Below are 17,380 nucleotides of genomic sequence, written 5' to 3' on the forward strand. Positions count from 1 at the left end.
ATGGGCATGCCGGTTGAATACATAACGCTTGTACAGGTGAGCCGCTCGCCATATATCACGCGCGCTTCATAAAACAGGCCCGCTTACCGCGGGCCTTGAGCCTTACTTGATACGTTGCCCTGGCTTGGCGCCGCTGTCCGGGCTCAGCAGGTAGATTTCTTCACCGCCGGGGCCGGCCGCCATCACCATGCCTTCGGAAATGCCGAACTTCATTTTCCGTGGCTTGAGGTTGGCGATCATCATGGTCAGGCGACCATCGAGCTTGGACGGGTCCGGATAAGCGCTCTTGATCCCGGAGAACACGTTGCGTTGCTCGTCACCGATGTCCAGCGTCAGGCGCAGCAGCTTGTCGGCGCCTTCCACGGCTTCGGCCTTGATGATCAGCGCAACGCGCAGGTCCACGGCAGCAAAGGCGTCGAAGTCGATCTCCGGGGACAGCGGGTCCTTGGCCAGTTCGCCGTTGCCGGCAGGCGCGGGCTCGCCGGTGTCGGTCTGGCTGGCGATCAGGTCTTCTTTCGAAGCGTCGGTCATCGCCTGCACGTTGACCGGGTCGATACGCGTCATCAGCGGCTTGAACGCGTTCAGTTGATGGTTGCCGAGCAAGCTGGTGTGGTCATTCCAGGTCAGCGGCGCGACGTTTAGGAACGCCTCGGCATCGGCGGCCAGCAACGGCAATACCGGCTTGAGGAAGATCACCAGTTGGCGGAACAGGTTGATGCCCGTGGCGCAGATCGCCTGCACTTCAGCCTGCTTGCCTTCCTGCTTGTTCAGCGACCACGGCGCTTTGTCGGCGATCCAGGCGTTGGCGCGGTCGGCCAGGCCCATGATCTCGCGCATCGCACGGGCAAAGTCGCGCGCTTCATAAGCGTCGGCAATGCTTGGCGCGGCCGCCAGGAACGCGTCGGTCAGTTCCGGCGCGGCGTTCTCGGCCACCAATACACCGGCATTGCCCTTGTGGATAAAACCGGCGCAGCGGCTGGCGATGTTGACCACTTTACCGACCAGGTCCGAGTTGACCTTCTGTACGAAGTCTTCCAGGTTCAGGTCGAGGTCATCGACGCCACGGCCCAGCTTGGAAGCGTAGTAGTAGCGCAGGTATTCCGGCGACAGGTGGTCCAGGTAGGTGCGCGCCTTGATAAAGGTGCCACGCGACTTGGACATCTTCTGGCCATTGACCGTCAGGTAGCCGTGCACGGCGATGCCGGTCGGCTTGCGGTAGCCCGAACCTTCAAGCATCGCCGGCCAGAACAGCGCGTGGAAGTTAACGATGTCTTTGCCGATGAAGTGGTACAGCTCGGCAGTCGAATCCTTGGCCCAGTACGCGTCGAAATCCAGCGACGGCGTGCGGTCACACAGGTTCTTGAAGCTGGCCATGTAGCCAATCGGCGCGTCCAGCCACACATAGAAATACTTGCCCGGCTGATCGGGGATCTCGAAACCGAAGTACGGCGCATCGCGGGAGATGTCCCACTGTTGCAGGCCGGCGTCGAGCCATTCGGCGATCTTGTTGGCCACGGCGTCCTGCAGGGTGCCGCTGCGGGTCCAGGTTTGCAGCATCTGCTGAAAATCCGGGAGCTTGAAGAAAAAGTGCTGCGAATCTTTAAGCACCGGCGTGGCGCCGGAGATGGCCGACTTCGGGTCTTTCAGGTCGGTGGGCGCGTAAGTCGCACCGCACTTCTCGCAGTTATCGCCGTACTGGTCTTCGGTGCCGCATTTTGGGCACGTGCCCTTGATGAAGCGGTCGGCCAGGAACATTTTCTTTTCCGGGTCGAAATACTGCGTAATCGAGCGCGTATCAATATGCCCGGCGTCGCGCAGGCGCTTGTAGATCTGGCTCGACAGCTCGCGGTTTTCTTCGGAATGAGTGGAGTGGAAGTTGTCGAAATCGACCAGGAACTCGGCAAAGTCGGCGCTGTGTTCAGCCTGCACATTGGCGATCAGTTGTTCCGGGGTGATGCCTTCCTTTTCGGCGCGCAACATGATGGCCGAACCGTGGGCGTCGTCCGCGCAGACATAAATGCATTGGTTGCCGCGATGCTTCTGGAAGCGCACCCACATATCTGTCTGGATGTACTCAAGCATATGGCCAAGATGGATAGAACCATTGGCATAGGGCAGGGCGCTGGTGACGAGGATCTTGCGTGGCTCGGACATGGGGCTCGGCTACTTGATGAAACGGAGGTCGGCCACTATAAAGCGCCCGCAAATATATTTCACCCCGTGGCGTTGTTTCAGCAGCGTGCGCGCCGTCGAAAGCATGCCGCTGGGCGCCTGGAACGGTTAGGATAGCCGCCTGTTTCAGTCAGTCTTTTTTCGGGAGTAGCCCATGAGCGCCGTCACTCGCGCAGCGGTGGAAGCCGTTCTTCGCCAATACACCGACCCCTATTTGAACCAGGACCCGGTCACTGCCGGTTGCGTGCGCGCCATCGAGATTCAGGGTGATCAGGTCTCGGTCCAGTTGCAACTGGGCTATGCCGCCGGCCTGTTCAAAAGCGGTTGGGCGCAGATGCTGCAAATGGCCATTGAAGGCTTGGACGGTGTGCGTTCGGCCAAGGTCGACATTCAATGCGTGATCGCCGCACACAAGGCCCAGGCGCAAATACCGGGCCTCGCCAACGTCAAGAACGTGGTCGCTGTGGCGTCCGGCAAGGGCGGCGTGGGCAAATCCACCACCGCCGCCAACCTGGCGCTGGCGCTGGCCCGTGAAGGGGCGCGCGTGGGTATTCTCGACGCCGATATTTACGGCCCCAGCCAGGGCGTGATGTTCGGCATCGCCGAAGGCACGCGGCCCAAGGTCAAGGACCAGAAGTGGTTCGTGCCGATTGAGTCGATGGGCGTGGAAGTCATGTCGATGGCTTTCCTCACCGACGACAACACACCGATGGTCTGGCGCGGGCCGATGGTCTCCGGCGCGTTGCTGCAACTGGTTACGCAGACCGCCTGGGGCGACCTCGACTACCTGGTGATCGACATGCCGCCCGGCACCGGTGACATCCAGTTGACGCTGGCGCAGAAAGTCCCGGTGGCCGGCTCCGTCATCGTCACCACGCCGCAGGACCTGGCGTTGCTTGACGCGAAAAAAGGCGTGGAGATGTTCCGCAAGGTCAACATCCCGGTGCTGGGCGTCGTGGAAAACATGGCGGTGCACATCTGCTCCAATTGCGGCCACGCCGAGCACCTGTTTGGCGAGGGCGGTGGCGAGAAGCTGGCGACCCAGTACGGCGTCGAATTGCTCGCCTCGTTGCCATTGGCGATGGAGATACGTGAGCAGGCCGATGGCGGCAAGCCCACCGTGGCGGCCGAGCCCAATGGGCCGATCGCGATGATCTACCAGGAACTGGCCCGTCATGTGGGCGCGCGAATCGTCCTGCAAGAAGCGGCTGCGCCTGCGATGCCGACGATCACAGTCAGCGACGACTGATCCCTCCCTGTGGCGAGCGGCCCTGCGGCGAGCAGCCCGCTCGCCACAGATAATATGGCCCCCTGTATGGGGGTTTTTTATTGCCTGAAAAATGCTCAACGGGGGCCGATGCTGCATTTACGCAGTTGTGCGCGTAAGCATTCACTTACTTCTGCGTAAGTGTTCGGTTTTTTTACCGGGTGTGTGCGACTCAAAACGTCGAGAGATTTTTCTATCTATTTGAAATATAACAATTATTTATGTGTCGCTCATCGGCCAAGCGTGTCAGCCAAAGGTTTGGATCCCGTTGAACTTCCTTTGGAACTCTCTAATATCAGCCCTGTGTCCACGGATTGACACGGCCATCAAGGAACGATGGTTCGACGGAACATCGCGGGATGCGATTCATCAGGATGATGAAAAGGATCAAAGGGACTATGGAGAAAATGTGGGCGGGTCATACCGCCCCTTTTTTTCGCCTGTAGAAAAGTGAAACCTGCCACGCAGAAACGCAAAAAGGCCCGCAAGGGGCCTTTTCGAGGGCGTCGACGCTGTTAGCGTATGAGGTCTTTGATCTTGCCTTTCACGCCATCAAATTCGGCCGCATCCGGCAGCGAATCTTTCTTCTCAGTGATATTCGGCCAGATTTCCGCCAACTCGACGTTCAACTGAATAAATTCCTGCATCTCTGCCGGGACTTCGTCCTCGGAGAAAATAGCGACGGCCGGGCATTCTGGCTCACACAGGGCGCAGTCGATGCACTCATCCGGGTGGATAACCAGGAAGTTCGGGCCTTCGTAGAAGCAGTCCACCGGACACACTTCTACGCAGTCGGTGTACTTGCACTTGATGCAGTTGTCGGTGACGACGAAGGTCATTTCTAATTTTCTCCTCAGGCGGCGGCAGCGAAACCCCTTATCGGCGGGGCTCGCGAGGTTTGAGAGCGATAGTCTGCGGACCAGGCTAAAAGCCCGCAGCATCCCAAACCGCGCGAGATTCTATCAGCTTGCAAGCGTCTGCGTTAGACCCGTGTCTTCAGTGCATAGAGCATTTCCAATGCTTTACGCGGGGTCATGTCGTCCAGGTCAAGTTTTGCCAACTCATCAAGCACCGGATGCGGCAAGCTGGCGAACATATCACTCTGGTGCGGCGCGCTGGGTTTGTTTTTGCCTTTGGCTGGGCTGGCGACCACGGTTTCGTGGGGCAGCGCCGTGGTTTCCAGGCGGCTCAGGTGCTCGCGGGCGCGGGTGATCACATCGTTTGGCACGCCGGCCAACTGCGCCACGGCCAGGCCATAACTCTGGCTCGCCGGCCCCGGCAGCACGTGGTGCAGGAACACGATGCGCTCGTTGTGCTCGGTGGCATTAAGATGCACGTTGGCCACCAGCGGCTCGCTTTCGGGCAATACCGTCAGTTCAAAATAGTGCGTGGCGAACAGCGTATAGGCACGCAAGTGCGCCAAGCGTTCGGCCGCCGCCCATGCCAAAGACAGGCCGTCGAAGGTGCTGGTGCCGCGACCCACTTCGTCCATCAGCACCAAACTGCGCTCGGTGGCGTTGTGCAGGATGTTGGCGGTTTCGCTCATTTCCACCATAAAGGTCGAACGGCCACCGGCCAGGTCATCGCTGGAGCCGATCCGCGTGAAAATACGGTCGACCAACGACAACTCGCAACTGGCCGCCGGCACAAAGCTGCCGATGTGCGCCAGCAACACGATCAACGCGGTCTGGCGCATGTAGGTGGATTTACCGCCCATGTTCGGACCGGTGATCACCAGCATGCGGGTGTCATCATCCAGCGACAGGTCGTTGGCGACGAACGGCGTAGTCAACACCTGCTCCACCACCGGATGGCGCCCCTGCACGATGCGCATGCACGGCTCGCTGACAAACCGCGGGCAGTTCAAGTCAAGGTTCAGCGCGCGCTCGGCGAGGTTGCTCAACACGTCCAGTTCCGCCAAGGCGGCGGCCGTGTCTTGCAGCGGCGCCAGCTTGCCGATCAGGTCTTCAAGCAAGGCTTCATAGAGCATTTTTTCGCGGGCCAGCGCGCGGCTCTTGGCCGACAGCGCCTTGTCTTCGAATTCCTTCAGCTCCGGCGTGATAAACCGCTCGGCGCCTTTGAGGGTTTGGCGCCGCTGATAGTCGATCGGCGCCTGCTCGGCCTGCTTGCTCGGCAACTCGATAAAGTAGCCGTGCACACGGTTGTAACCGACCTTCAAGTTGGCCAGGCCAGTGCGGGCTTTTTCGCGGGCTTCCAGGTCAATCAGGAACTGCCCGGCGTTTTCGCTCAGCGACTGCAACTCGTCCAGCTCAGTGTCGTAACCGGTTTTAAGCACGCCGCCGTCACGGATGATCGCCGGCGGGTTGTCGATGATGGCTTTCGCCAGCAGCGCCGCGAGGTCCGGGTAGGTGCCGGCCGTCACGGCCAACTGTTGCAGGTGCGGCGTGTCCAGCTCGGTCATCGCCACTTGCAGCTCTGGCAGGGCGCCGAGCGCATCACGCAGGCGCGCCAGGTCACGAGGGCGCGCGTTACGCAGGCCTATCCGCGCCAGGATGCGCTCAATATCGCCGATTTCCTTCAACTGCGGCTGCAGCTTTTCAAAGCGATAGCCGTCAAGCAAACAGGTAATAGACGACTGCCGCGCTTGCAGCACCGCCAAGTCACGCAGCGGACGGTTCAGCCAACGGGTCAGCAAACGGCTGCCCATCGCGGTTTGGCAACGGTCGACCACCGACTGCAAGTTGTTGTCGCGCCCGCCCGCCAGGTTGGTATCCAGTTCCAGGTTGCGCCGGCTGGCGCCATCCAGCACCACCGTGTCGTCCAGGCGGTCATGGCGCAGGCTGCGCAAATGCGGCAACGCGGTGCGCTGGGTTTCCTTGGCATAACTGAGCAAGCAACCGGCAGCGCCGATGGCCAGGGTCAGCGTCTCGCAACCGAAGCCTTTAAGGTCCTGCACCGAGAATTGCTGGCACAGGCTTTTCAGCGCCGAATCACGCTCAAAATCCCACGGCGCGCGACGCTTGGCCCCACGACGTTTTTCTGCCGGCAAATCCTTCGGCCAATCATCCGGAATCAACAACTCCACCGGGTTGATGCGCTCCAGCTCCGCCAGCAGACTCTCCCAGCCCTTGATCTCCACCACACTGAAATTGCCACTGGTGATGTCCAGCACCGAAAGGCCAAACAAACGCTCATCACCCAACACCGCGGCGATCAAGTTATCGCGGCGCTCATCCAGCAACGCCTCATCACTCACCGTGCCCGGCGTAATAATGCGCACCACCTGGCGCTCCACCGGCCCCTTGCTCGTCGCCGGGTCGCCGATCTGCTCACAAATCACCACCGACTCGCCCAGCTTCACCAGCTTGACCAAGTAGCCTTCCAACGAATGGTAAGGAATCCCACACATCGGAATCGACTGCCCCGCCGACTGCCCGCGCGCGGTCAAGGTGATGTCCAGCAACTTGGCGGCCTTCTTCGCATCTTCGTAGAAGATCTCGTAGAAATCGCCCATGCGATAGAACATCAACTGATCAGGGTGCTGGTTTTTCAGGCGCCAGTACTGCTGCATCATCGGCGTGTGGGAGGACAGATCGGAAATTTGCTTATTCATCAGTGGTTTAGCTTTAATCTTCAAAAAGTGTAGGGCAGAAATGGGGCTATTTGCCTTGGTTTTGGATGACTGCCCAGATGCGTTGCAGCTCGGTCGGTGACTCGTCATCCATCCACTTGGCGTAAACCTCAACCAACATGGGGAAGTCTTTGTGGCCCATCTGTTTTGCGATAAACACAAGGTTACCACGTGCAGTTAAGCGCCAGCAGGGGAGGTGTGGCGAGTCTGGTACGGTCGGCGCGTTCGTATGGCTGAACGCTTTATGATCGATGCCCACTTGGTATTCCAGTCGGTGGGGACATATCAGGAATTTATGACCTTCTTGCGCGCCTTGGCTGGATGGGCATACAGTTCTGGCGCGAAATGCTGAAAGGCGCAGAAACGGGATTTTGTACGTTGAGCTTTAACAAAAGCCGGAAAGCCCAAGCCCAAGCGTTTCGTCAGAGAGCAGTAAGGTGACGGAAGAATCAATCGTCCGTTTTACCGACATCTGCAGAGCTTTTATACTGGACCTAGCGAAAAGGAAATTCACTATGCCTAAAGGCGAAACACTTTATCTTCCAGAAATTGAAATCAACGTTATTAATAAATATGAACCTCAGAAATTCGGAGGTGGGGGAGGTGACAGTGATTTTTCACACAGTCACACAGGGCAGCTAATTAACGTCGCGACGCGTACTTACATACTTAATACGTACCCACCAATTATTGCCAAAAATGTTAGGGATCAAGAGGCAAATTTTTCAACTAATCTTCAGTCTATGCCAGCGTCTATTGCACGAAGCCTTTACTCAATAGAACAGAGTGAAGGAAACTCTGAGAACGAAGTCGCGCAAATTGAAAATCATATTCGTTCGATAGATACCCTTATCGCTAAAAAAACACAGGTGTACACGGCTCAGAAAGGAATTGCTGATAAATATTACTATGGGCACGATTTTTTTAGCTATCCCACCAGTCGGTTCATCACTGACGGGATCAGCGGCATTAAGACGAATTATCCTCCAGATAAGAACTATAAAGAGTGGTACGCCTCACTCGAGGCTGCGTATGCTGCAAAATATACCAGTCGCGAAATCGATTATTTAAATGCCTTAAAGCTGAAGCTTCAAGAATCAACCAGGCTTCTTGGCGAAGCTAAAGAGAAGGTTAGGCTTAACCAATATCCGATAGCTCCACCTGGAGTCTCGTTGGATGGAAATTTGCAAGAGGCAAAAGCACAAGACAGCTATTATACTAGTAGTGGTTCTGCTTTTATGTACACATGGTTCTATATGAAGGTCAGAAATAAAGGGGCGTGGGACTACAAACAACAGGGACGCCAGTATGCAGAATTCGGAAATTTTAATTATGGCGCTGCAGGGGCCGCTGCCGGGATTCCAGAGCAAGTTCTTCTTAGAGGGGCGGGCGCTGCACAGACTGTGGCTGGAACATCCTCTAAGGAATTTGGTGAGTGGTGGGCAGGAGCGCCTTATGGTGATGATCCTGTTGACCAAGTTTGGATTAAATTTGGGATAGATTATGCAAAATCAAAAGGTTATTAAATGGCTGGCCTGGGGGTTGTTACTTATTTGTCTGGTGCAGGCGCTGTATATTTTTGCGTCCTCGCCATTTAGACCCGATCCTAGTAAAGTTGTTTCGGTCACCAAAGTTGCTGAAGGTGGCGCTATTTATGAGGTTTTGTATGACTCCGGCGGGGCTACCACTGGAGATGTATATCGGTATTTTCTCATGGAGATTCAGCCGAGCAAAGAGGTGGCTCTTGAGAAGACAAAAAATAGCACTCCTTTTCTTGTTGCTAAAAGTGATAATGCAGTCAAGGAAGTAGCAGGAGATAGAGTTAAATTAAAAACCAGTGATACAGTTTATGAGTTTCATAGCATTTCACTATTCAAAATTAAAGGAGAAATCCAGACGGTAGGCTTCGATCTTGACGCTACAATTCCCTAGATACACAAAAAAACACCGGCCAATGCCGGTGTTTTTTTGCCGATTTAAAATCTTAAGCACGGCGAGCGCGTCGACAGTGTGGTTGATAAAACACTACGACCGGTCTTCACGCCTTCCGCCAGAGCTTCAATCATTCGCCCATAAGTCCCGGTAATCCCTTAGCCGCGCGCCATTCCTTCACCGTCTGGGTAATGCCCGATGCTGAATCATCGGCTCCGTCTTCCGGGTAGAAAATCAGGTCAGAACCATCGGGGTGTTCGCTCACCTGCTCAAAGAGGCACACTAATCTGTCCACTTCTGGCTCCGTGCCATCGTGACTGATGATGCGCTGTAGCAGGGCTACGAATGTGCTCTAGGTGTATTCGCTAAATGTGTTTTTCATTTTTTTGGCGGTATCTTGTGAACTTCATAAACGCGACCAACCGGCGATATTGCCGGTCACATAGTGCGAATAGCTTCGTCGTCTTTAAGCACAAACTCAAATCCAATACCCACTTCCTTCAACGTCTCTGAAACTTGGTCAATGAAGACCTCGGCTTGCTCTGGTAATTCGTACAGGCCATTAATGCGGATGATGGGCAGCTTGCCTTTGGAGGGTGGATAACTTTCCAACATCTCGCCGCTTTCGATGAAGGCAATGTAGGTATTGATTTTTTCCTGCAGCAACAGCAAGTGCTCGCCCTGTTGGGCCTTGTCGCCCCATTTTAGGTGGTCAGTAATAAGCAGAATTACGTTTTTGGGCTCCCACTCTGGCACAGCAATAATATCGACGACTGTCGTTTCTACGATGGACATGGCTGCTCCCTCAGTAGGCTGGATCAGGTCGAAGGATTTCGATTCTGGTGGGCGGTATCTTGGTGCCACCGGGGAAACCGGGTTTCCCTTTACCAACGATGGTCGCGCCGCTGTTGCTCTTGATAGCGTTGGGCCTGGCTGGCCTTGGCACATAGCCGGACATGCAACTTCCTTTTCGTCTTGGGAGAGTCGCGGATGAGGCTAGGGAAGAATGGCGTTACCGGGAATTCAAGACCGTCGACGCGAGTCGTAGGATCGTTCCGAAAAGATGAGCAGCGCTTTCAAAGCGCATCAGTAAAGGCGTAGCCACGATTGACTGCGCGGAGTGTGCCGGGCAGTCATTGCGCGACAAGCCCGCACGTACAGTGGGGGCGGCAAGCGCCCCTTTTTGCTTTTGCCCCTTACTGAGTGCCGACGGGCGAATCCAACACCTTCACCACATCATCAATCACCGCTTTGACCATCTCCTGCAAGTAATGCGACGCCCAGGCGTAACGGTCCGTCTCCTTGGTCATCGCCGCATCTTCTGAGAGCTGCTTGGCGACGTGGAGGAGGTCGGAGGCGTGTTGCAAAGCTTCGTGCAGGAAAACGCCGCTGTTGACACGAAACAGAGGCTGGTCGGAATGGAAAGAGAAGGGGGTGACGCCGAGGGTGGTTAATGCAGACGGATTTGTAGCGGTCATCGGTAAAACTCCCATATCAATTGAGAGCTACCACATTCGTTATCAGGCGAATTGGGTGGCAACTGTGCGCAGGCTGATAAACCGGAGATACAGGAACCCGGCAGACCCGAAGGTCTCCCACGCACAGCCGCCATTGCACGAAATGCTGGGCGAAAAAAAACGCCTGCAAATCGAGTTCTGAGGGCGCTTGGTGCGCCTGCATCTTGCCGGGTTATCAGGCCCGATCGCTGAATTTGCAGCGACAGAGGGGAGGGTAGCGTGACCAAGAGGTGCGCGCAACTGCGGAAAATATGAAAGCTTGGCCCTTTGCACTGCACAAGTCGGGAGGCAAACGGCCCAAAAAATGCATAATTTATGCAAATTAGCATTTGCCAACCCCAAAATCCCCCGTCATGATCCCCGTTATGCAAAAACGCAACGTTTCAATCGTCTTAAGAGAGCTACTCGACCGCGACCGGATCTCCCCCACGGAGCTTCACCGGCGTACCGGCGTGCCTCAATCCACACTCTCCCGGATTCTCAGCGGCAAGATCGTTGACCCTTCGGATAAACACATCTCGCGCATCGCCGAGTACTTTCGCGTGAGCACCGACCAGCTGCGCGGGCGCGTGGCGGTGGGCGCTTTGCGTGACGACGGGCGGGACCCGATGCATTCGGAACTCAAGGACATAAGCCTGTGGGATGACGACACGCCCGTTAATGATGACGAGGTGTCGATCCCCTTTCTGCGTGAGGTTGAATTGGCTGCTGGATCAGGAAGATTCGTCATCGAGGAAAGCGAGAAGGCCAGCCTGCGTTTCGGCAAGCGCAGCCTTCGGCATAACGGTGTGCAGTTCGATCAGGCCAAGTGTGTGACGGTGCGCGGCAACAGTATGTTGCCGGTGCTGCGTGATGGCGCCACGGTGGGGGTGAATGCGGGCAAGTGTGGTATCGGCGATATTGTTGACGGCGACTTGTACGCCATCAACCACAACGGCCAATTGCGCGTGAAACAGCTCTATCGCTTGCCTTCCGGTATTCGCTTGCGCAGTTTCAACCGCGATGAGCACCCGGACGAGGACTACAGCTTCCAGGATATTCAGGATGAGCAGATCAGCATCCTCGGCCATGTGTTCTGGTGGGGTATGTACGCCCGTTAACCTTCTTGCGTAAGACCAAACCCGCCATGAGCGGGTTTTTTTTCGCCTGTAAAAAACCGCCAAACCCTTTGTCCACCGGGCTTCAAATGCATTTATGCATTTTAACGGCAAAAATAAATGCACTGATGCATTGACTGTATATTTATGCAGGCATATTCTTCATCTCAAGCCAGCCAACAAGGTCTGGTGGAGGCGGCAAGGATGCTGCCAAGGAAGACAAGGAAGGCAAGCAACATCGGCAAGGACGCCATCGAAGCGATGGCAGGGAAGCCAGGTAACACCGGCAAGGATGCCGACGCTCTTTAGTTGTAACGCTTTGAAAAACAGGCAGCGATGAACCGGCCTTAACGGTTCAGAGGGTTGGCAACTGACCCGGGTGCGCAGCGTAAAGCACCAGAAGCAGTTATCCGGCAGACAGGGATCGTGGTCGGAAAAAACATGGAGACAGGTCCGTACCGCGCCAGTAGCGCCGAAGGACCAGTGCCTTGCCTCACCCTTACGGGGCCTTTTTTGACGGCGTTTTATCGCCACGCCGGGTTGCCAGGCAACCGCGGTCATTTTTCAAAAGGTGCGTACGGGTGGGGCAGGGCACAGGACATCATTACTGAAAAGCCTGGGCGACCGGGCTTTTTGGAATGCTTACCTATAAATGGATTTACCCAGAACCCGGCACTCTGCCGGTAATGCTCAGCCAGGAGGCGTGACATGACAAACGAGCAGCAAGCGTTGGCGGAAATGCCTGTCTGGCTGGTGATCGCACTGGCCGTGATCGGCGGGGTTTCCGGCGAAATGTGGCGCGCCGATAAGGAGGGCGCCCGCGGGTGGTCGCTGGTCCGGCGCCTGGCCCTGAGGTCCGGGGCGTGCATGGTGTGCGGGGTTTCAGCCCTAATGCTGTGTTACGCCGCCGGTATGTCGATTTGGACCGCCGGCGCCATCGGCTGCCTGACCGCCATGGCGGGTGCCGACGTAGCCATCGGCCTGTATGAGCGGTGGGCGGCCAAGCGCATCGGCGTGAACGAAAGCTCCCGCCCGGACCCGCAGTAACCGTTGCAAGGACGCTACCTAATGACACTTATCGAAAAACCATCCCAACTGCTACAGGCGATTGGCGAGGCGCTGCACCGTGCATTCCCGGACCTGAAGGTTGGCAGTTATCAGGACTTTCAGGGCGCCGTGGAACAAACCGCGGTGTTGATTTCGGTCGAGGGCAATGGCACGGGCATTCGCTCTTGCGAAGGGCGCAAGGCCCACGCCTTGGCGATTTCGCTCAAGGCCATTCTGGCGCCGGGTGCACTGCCATTTGACGCCTGCGACCTGGCCAGCCAACTCATGGACCTGGTGCTGGATAACCGCTGGAACTTGCCGCTGGCGCAGTGCGATTTGCCGATCAATATCGTTGCCGCGCCCTCTGTTCAGAGCACCGCAGAAAAGGACTACGACACCTGGACTGTTTCCTTCACCCAAACACTCTATTTGGGGCCGGAGTTACTCAACGATCCCACAGGCCAACCGCTGTTCGCCTGCACTTGGGAGGTGTCGAACATCGATGATCCCGGTCAATACAAACCACTGGCGGAGTAGCCCATGTTCGACGCGCTGTTACGCATGCAACTGGGGCCGATTGTCGAGCGCCTGGCAGAGATGGAAGCCCAACTCGAAGACGTGTATCGACGTGCCGAAAGTGTGTGCCGGATTGGCATTTGCCAGGAAGTCGACGCCGCCAGCAACACCTGCAAGGTCAGCCACGGTGAGTTGCTCACGCCGGCGATCCGCTTTTTCAACCCCAGCGCGGGTGCGCAAACCGAAACCCGTATCCCCACCGTGGGCGAGCAGTGCGTGTTGCTCAACTACGGCGGCGGTGAGGGCGGTTCGCAATCCGTGGCGCTGTTCGGCCTCAACAGTGATCGCTTTCCGCCGGTTTCCAGCGTGGCGACGCTCACAAGGCGGCGCCATCAGGACGGCACCCAAAGCGACTACGACGACGCCAGCCACACCTTCAACTGGGTCAACGGCACCACCACGTTCACAGGTTCGCGCGAACAGGTTGAAGCCAGGGTCGGCGCGGCCGGCCTGACGATGAACGCCCAAGGCATCACGCTGCAAGTCGGCGGCACCCTTTTAGTGTTGGATGCGGCTGGCGCGCACTTCAGCGGCCCGGTGGTGGACCACCAGGGCCGAGTCATCAGCCCCCGATAAGGACATCGCATGATCGGAATTGATCGAAACACCGGGGCAGCCGTCGATGACTGGCTGCAGTTCGTGCAGCGCGCCACCCGAGCGCTGACCACACCCGTGGGTACTCGCCAAAAACGCCCGTTGTACGGCTCGATGATCCCGCAATTGCTCGGCCAAAACCTTGGCGACGACCTGCTGATTCTCGCGCAAAGCCATGCGGCTCAAGCGTTCTATAACGCGCAGAACGGCATCGGCGACTTTCAGCCCCAGGTCATCGTCGCCACCCGCCAGGGCGCAGGCCTGTTGCTGCGGTTTGCTGGCACCTGGAAAAACCGCCAACAAACCTTCGAGGTCGTGACATGAGCATGTTGATCCCCGGCCAGAACCAACTGGCGGAACCGGCCATCATTGCGGTGGATGAGTTCGAACCGTTGCTGGCTGAATTCAAGGCGTTTGTCATCGACTACGTGGCCACGCGAGCGCCGCAAAGCGCGGCCAAGCTCAAGGTTAGCCTCGACAATGAAAGCGAGTTGCTGACCCTCGCGCTGGAAGCTTTTTGCGTGCGTTTGCAAACTCACGAACGCAAATACAACGCACGCATCAAGCAGATGCTGGCGTGGTGGGCCACCGGTAGCAACCTGGATGCACGCCTGGCCGATATGGGCCTGGAACGCCAGGTGCTTGACCCCGGCGACCCGGCGGCTTTCCCGCCCGTACCGCCGACGCTTGAAAGCGACGACGACGCCCGCTTGCGTTACTACCTGGCACCGCATGCCCCGGCGGCGGGCTCGCGGATGCAGTATCGCCGTGAGGTGTTCACCCTCGGCGAGCGGCCGTCGGTAAACGTGCAGAGCGCCACACCGGGCGTGGTCACGGTCAGTTACACCTTTGATCCGGACGGCTACGCCGCGCAGGTCAAGGATGGCAATGGGCGTCGAACGGCGCCCGGTGAAGTGATGGTCACCGTGCTCTCCCGCGACGGCGACGGTACGCCATCGGCGGATTTGCTTGACGGTGTTCGTCGCCATTTCGCACGGCCGGATGTGCGGCCCGAGACCGATTTGGTCAGCGTGCAAGCTGCGCAAATCCTGCGCTACAAAATTCGCGTGGTGGCCAAGATCAACGCAGGTCCCGATTCCGGCCTTACTCAAGTCGCCGCGCAGAAACTGCTGCAAGACTACGCAGAGTCGTGTCATCGCCTGGAAGGCCGCGTAGATCCAAGCTGGATCGATTACGCGATCCACAGCGCCGGGGCGGCGCAACTGCAAATCCTTGAACCGCTGGCGCCGATCATCGGCACTGCGTTCCAGGCCCCGTATTGCACGGGCGTCGAGGTGGAGGTGCGCACGCTATGAGTGAGAAAAACACTTTGCTGCCCGCCAACAGTTCGCCGCTAGAGAAGGCGCTGGACCTGGGATTCGGCTATTTGCTTGAGCGGGTGACGCCACCGTTTCCTGCATTGATGGACCCGGCGAACACACGTGATGCATTTTTGCCCTACCTGGCGGCGGATCGTGGCGTCAGCGAATGGAGTACCACGGCGCCTGAAACCGAAAAACGCCTGACGGTGAAACTGGCTTGGCCCACTGCACGTCAGGCCGGCACCCGCCAGGCCCTGGAAAACGCCGCCAAGGGCCTGCAACTGGTGCCCGAGGTGCGCGCCTGGTACGAGCAAGACCCGAAGGGCGTGCCCTATAGCTTTTCCATACGGGCCTACACCGAATTGCCCTACAGCGAAACCATCGACGCGCGGCTCGACCGGCGTTTGGCGGATGCCAAAAGTGAGCGCGACATCGTGTCGATCTCCGTAGGTTTGGGCGTGTCGGGCCGCCACTTCATCGGTGCGCTGACGCTCGGTGGTGAGCTCACCTCAATTTACCCACGGGTTCTGGCAGGGGCCGAGTCCTCGGGGCGTGTCGTTACGGCGATCGGGCTCTACACCGTCGAAACCACTACCCTTTATCCACAGGAGCACTAAATGGCTGATTACTACACCCTGCTCACCGACGCCGGCATCGCCTATGAAACCGCCTGCAAAGCGGCTGGCGTGTCGGTCAAGCTGACGCAGATTTCCATCGGTGACGGTAACGGCGCCGCCTACAACCCTGACGCCAGTGCCAAGGCGCTCAAACGCGAAGTCTGGCGTGGGCCTCTTAATGCGTTGTTTCAAGATGAAAAAAACCCCAGTTGGTTGATGGCCGAGGTCACGCTGCCTGCGCAGGTTGGCGGGTGGTATGTGCGCGAGGCCGGGTTGTGGACCGACACGGGCATCTTGTACGCCATCGCCAAATATCCGGAGTCTTATAAGCCTGTCTTGGCGGCGTCCGGGACAGGCAAAGAGTTTTACATTCGGGCGATTTTTGAGGCCAGTAATGCGTCGATGGTGACGTTGCTGATTGACGATACAGTGGTCAAAGCCACCCGCGCCTGGGTCATCGATTACGTTGCCAAGTCGACCTATAGAAAGTCCGAAGTCGATGCAATGACCGCGCAGGCCACCGAGTCAAATCGTGGTACGGCTAAGGTTGCAACGCAAGTTCAGACCCTTCAGGGGTTGGATGACGCCACCATCATCACGCCTAAAAAGCTGCGCTTAGGGTTTTCCATCTCCTTGGGTGTTAACAGTTACGTTGTCTTTCCAAGTTGGTTGGGTGGTTTGATCCTGCAGATGGGTTACAGCAGCGTCGTAACAACCGAGTCGGTTATTGCTTTCCCTTTGGCTTTTCCAAACCGTTGCCTGTGGGTTTCCGAGTGCGACAACACTGGCGCGAACGGCACTATGAAGACTGTCTGGCAGTTTCGCTCTATTACCGCTACCGGCTTGAATGCGCTGAACATGGGCACGCTTACCAAAGGCTCAAGCACCTTTAACACGACGACCGCGTCAGGTTGTGTCTACTTTGCAATCGGTTACTGAGGTTCAGATGAAGCGTTACTACAGTCAAGAAACGGGATGCACTTACTTGGACGGCCTTCATCAAAGGATGCCCCCGGATGCTGTTTTCCTACCCGAAGAGCTCTATGCAGCGGTTATTCGTGATGCAGGCATCAATACTGTTCGCCGCCATGATGAGCAGGGGTTGCCCTATCTGGTTGACGTCGTGCCCAGTGCTTTCGACCTCGCGCTTGAGGCGCGCAATTGGCGTGACAATCAACTGACGGCGGTCACCTGGTTGCGCGATCGGCATCGCGATCAACTGGAAATGATGGCGCCTACCACCCTGGACCATGAACAGTACCTGGCCCTGCTGACGTATATGCAGGCGCTGCGCGACTGGCCCCAATCCGCGCAGTTTCCTAACGCTGAACATCAGCCATCAGCACCGCTGTGGCTTGCCCGGACAATGCAGGCCGAATAAGCGCCCTGCATTGTTCGGGCAAGTTCTTTAGCCCACTTATGCTTTCACTCAATACCGCGCCAAGCGGTTTTTTTTCGCCTGGAGATCCACACATGTACACCCGCCAAACCTACACCGTCCTCATCCCGTTCCCCACCGGAGGTGGCCATTGGTCCACCGCCGGCCAGGAACTGGAACTGCTCGACGTCGAAGCCTCCGCGCTGCGCACCGCTGGCCGTCTGGAACTGACCAGCGTCCTCAACTCCACCCCCAAGAAGGCTGACTAA

At 57.3% G+C, this 17,380-nt stretch carries 21 protein-coding genes and 1 pseudogene; 15 read left to right on the plus strand and 7 right to left on the minus strand.

Annotated elements, in window-relative coordinates:
• Positions 1 to 102 precede the first annotated feature (102 nt).
• Positions 103 to 2,154, minus strand: a complete 2,052-nt coding sequence (gene metG / locus ACOZK9_RS11130) for a methionine--tRNA ligase (protein ID WP_421555844.1) — start codon at positions 2,152 to 2,154, stop codon at positions 103 to 105.
• Positions 2,155 to 2,326: 172 nt separating this feature from the next.
• Here metG and apbC point away from each other — a divergent pair, with 172 nt between their 5' ends.
• Positions 2,327 to 3,421, plus strand: a complete 1,095-nt coding sequence (gene apbC, locus ACOZK9_RS11135; RefSeq protein WP_058412692.1) for an iron-sulfur cluster carrier protein ApbC — start codon at positions 2,327 to 2,329, stop codon at positions 3,419 to 3,421.
• A gap of 533 nt (positions 3,422 to 3,954) precedes the next feature.
• Here the strand turns inward: apbC and fdxA are convergent.
• The 3 genes from fdxA to ACOZK9_RS11150 form a co-directional block, all read right to left on the minus strand.
• On the minus strand, positions 3,955 to 4,278 hold the full coding sequence (gene fdxA / locus ACOZK9_RS11140) for a ferredoxin FdxA (RefSeq protein WP_058412691.1): 324 nt from the start codon (positions 4,276 to 4,278) through the stop codon (positions 3,955 to 3,957).
• Positions 4,279 to 4,421: 143 nt separating this feature from the next.
• Entirely contained in the window at positions 4,422 to 7,001 is a 2,580-nt protein-coding gene (gene mutS, locus ACOZK9_RS11145; protein ID WP_421555867.1) for a DNA mismatch repair protein MutS, read from the minus strand.
• A 58-nt stretch (positions 7,002 to 7,059) separates the two neighbouring features.
• A complete protein-coding gene (locus tag ACOZK9_RS11150; protein WP_421555845.1) occupies positions 7,060 to 7,152 on the minus strand; it encodes an integrase in 93 nt (30 codons plus the stop codon).
• A 394-nt stretch (positions 7,153 to 7,546) separates the two neighbouring features.
• On the opposite strand from ACOZK9_RS11150, the gene ACOZK9_RS11155 reads away from it, so the two are divergent.
• Together ACOZK9_RS11155 and ACOZK9_RS11160 are read left to right on the plus strand one after the other, a co-directional pair.
• Positions 7,547 to 8,557 (plus strand): polymorphic toxin type 44 domain-containing protein, encoded by a 1,011-nt coding sequence (locus ACOZK9_RS11155; protein ID WP_421555846.1) that lies wholly within the window; start codon positions 7,547 to 7,549, stop codon positions 8,555 to 8,557.
• Complete coding sequence (locus tag ACOZK9_RS11160; protein WP_421555847.1) at positions 8,535 to 8,963, plus strand: hypothetical protein; 429 nt, start codon at positions 8,535 to 8,537, stop codon at positions 8,961 to 8,963. Before ACOZK9_RS11155 ends, ACOZK9_RS11160 begins: the two co-directional genes overlap by 23 nt.
• Positions 8,964 to 9,093: 130 nt before the next feature.
• Here the strand turns inward: ACOZK9_RS11160 and ACOZK9_RS11165 are convergent, their stop codons facing one another.
• The 3 genes from ACOZK9_RS11165 to ACOZK9_RS11175 all read right to left on the minus strand — a co-directional run bounded on the left by ACOZK9_RS11165 (position 9,094) and on the right by ACOZK9_RS11175 (position 10,441).
• Entirely contained in the window at positions 9,094 to 9,300 is a 207-nt protein-coding gene (locus ACOZK9_RS11165) for a bacteriocin immunity protein (protein WP_421555868.1), read from the minus strand.
• A gap of 101 nt (positions 9,301 to 9,401) precedes the next feature.
• Positions 9,402 to 9,758, minus strand: a complete 357-nt coding sequence (locus ACOZK9_RS11170; RefSeq protein WP_421555848.1) for a DUF6572 domain-containing protein — start codon at positions 9,756 to 9,758, stop codon at positions 9,402 to 9,404.
• Positions 9,759 to 10,159: 401 nt separating this feature from the next.
• Positions 10,160 to 10,441: a DUF3077 domain-containing protein gene (locus ACOZK9_RS11175; protein ID WP_421555849.1), complete on the minus strand. Its 282-nt coding sequence runs from the start codon at positions 10,439 to 10,441 to the stop codon at positions 10,160 to 10,162.
• A gap of 404 nt (positions 10,442 to 10,845) precedes the next feature.
• Here ACOZK9_RS11175 and ACOZK9_RS11180 point away from each other — a divergent pair, with 404 nt between their 5' ends.
• The 12 genes and pseudogenes from ACOZK9_RS11180 (at position 10,846) to ACOZK9_RS11235 (ending at position 17,380) form a co-directional block, all read left to right on the plus strand.
• Complete coding sequence (locus ACOZK9_RS11180) at positions 10,846 to 11,580, plus strand: LexA family transcriptional regulator (RefSeq protein ID WP_421555850.1); 735 nt, start codon at positions 10,846 to 10,848, stop codon at positions 11,578 to 11,580.
• 144 nt (positions 11,581 to 11,724) lie between these two features.
• Positions 11,725 to 11,886, plus strand: coding sequence for a hypothetical protein (locus tag ACOZK9_RS11185; protein ID WP_421555870.1), 162 nt, complete (start codon positions 11,725 to 11,727; stop codon positions 11,884 to 11,886).
• Positions 11,887 to 12,285: 399 nt separating this feature from the next.
• On the plus strand, positions 12,286 to 12,624 hold the full coding sequence (locus ACOZK9_RS11190) for a phage holin family protein (protein WP_058412684.1): 339 nt from the start codon (positions 12,286 to 12,288) through the stop codon (positions 12,622 to 12,624).
• Between the two features lie 21 nt (positions 12,625 to 12,645).
• Complete coding sequence (locus ACOZK9_RS11195) at positions 12,646 to 13,161, plus strand: hypothetical protein (protein WP_058412683.1); 516 nt, start codon at positions 12,646 to 12,648, stop codon at positions 13,159 to 13,161.
• A 3-nt stretch (positions 13,162 to 13,164) separates the two neighbouring features.
• On the plus strand, positions 13,165 to 13,776 hold the full coding sequence (locus ACOZK9_RS11200) for a phage baseplate assembly protein V (RefSeq protein WP_421555851.1): 612 nt from the start codon (positions 13,165 to 13,167) through the stop codon (positions 13,774 to 13,776).
• 9 nt (positions 13,777 to 13,785) lie between these two features.
• The gene (locus ACOZK9_RS11205; RefSeq protein ID WP_099236069.1) at positions 13,786 to 14,118 is read left to right on the plus strand and encodes a phage baseplate protein; all 333 of its coding nucleotides are present in this window, start codon (positions 13,786 to 13,788) and stop codon (positions 14,116 to 14,118) included.
• Complete coding sequence (locus ACOZK9_RS11210) at positions 14,115 to 15,110, plus strand: baseplate J/gp47 family protein (RefSeq protein WP_122249870.1); 996 nt, start codon at positions 14,115 to 14,117, stop codon at positions 15,108 to 15,110. Before ACOZK9_RS11205 ends, ACOZK9_RS11210 begins: the two co-directional genes overlap by 4 nt.
• Positions 15,107 to 15,733 (plus strand): phage tail protein I, encoded by a 627-nt coding sequence (locus ACOZK9_RS11215; protein WP_122249869.1) that lies wholly within the window; start codon positions 15,107 to 15,109, stop codon positions 15,731 to 15,733. Before ACOZK9_RS11210 ends, ACOZK9_RS11215 begins: the two co-directional genes overlap by 4 nt.
• Positions 15,734 to 16,255: pseudogene (locus ACOZK9_RS11220) on the plus strand (phage tail protein); the annotation flags it as partial.
• Complete coding sequence (locus ACOZK9_RS11225; protein WP_421555869.1) at positions 16,238 to 16,672, plus strand: gp53-like domain-containing protein; 435 nt, start codon at positions 16,238 to 16,240, stop codon at positions 16,670 to 16,672. The pseudogene ACOZK9_RS11220 and the gene ACOZK9_RS11225, both read left to right, overlap by 18 nt.
• Before the next feature lie 7 nt (positions 16,673 to 16,679).
• Positions 16,680 to 17,114 (plus strand): phage tail assembly chaperone, encoded by a 435-nt coding sequence (locus ACOZK9_RS11230; RefSeq protein ID WP_421555852.1) that lies wholly within the window; start codon positions 16,680 to 16,682, stop codon positions 17,112 to 17,114.
• Between the two features lie 92 nt (positions 17,115 to 17,206).
• Complete coding sequence (locus ACOZK9_RS11235; protein ID WP_162839872.1) at positions 17,207 to 17,380, plus strand: hypothetical protein; 174 nt, start codon at positions 17,207 to 17,209, stop codon at positions 17,378 to 17,380.

The organism is Pseudomonas kitaguniensis (genome assembly GCF_049199985.1).
In the GTDB taxonomy this organism is placed as follows: domain Bacteria; phylum Pseudomonadota; class Gammaproteobacteria; order Pseudomonadales; family Pseudomonadaceae; genus Aquipseudomonas; species Aquipseudomonas kitaguniensis.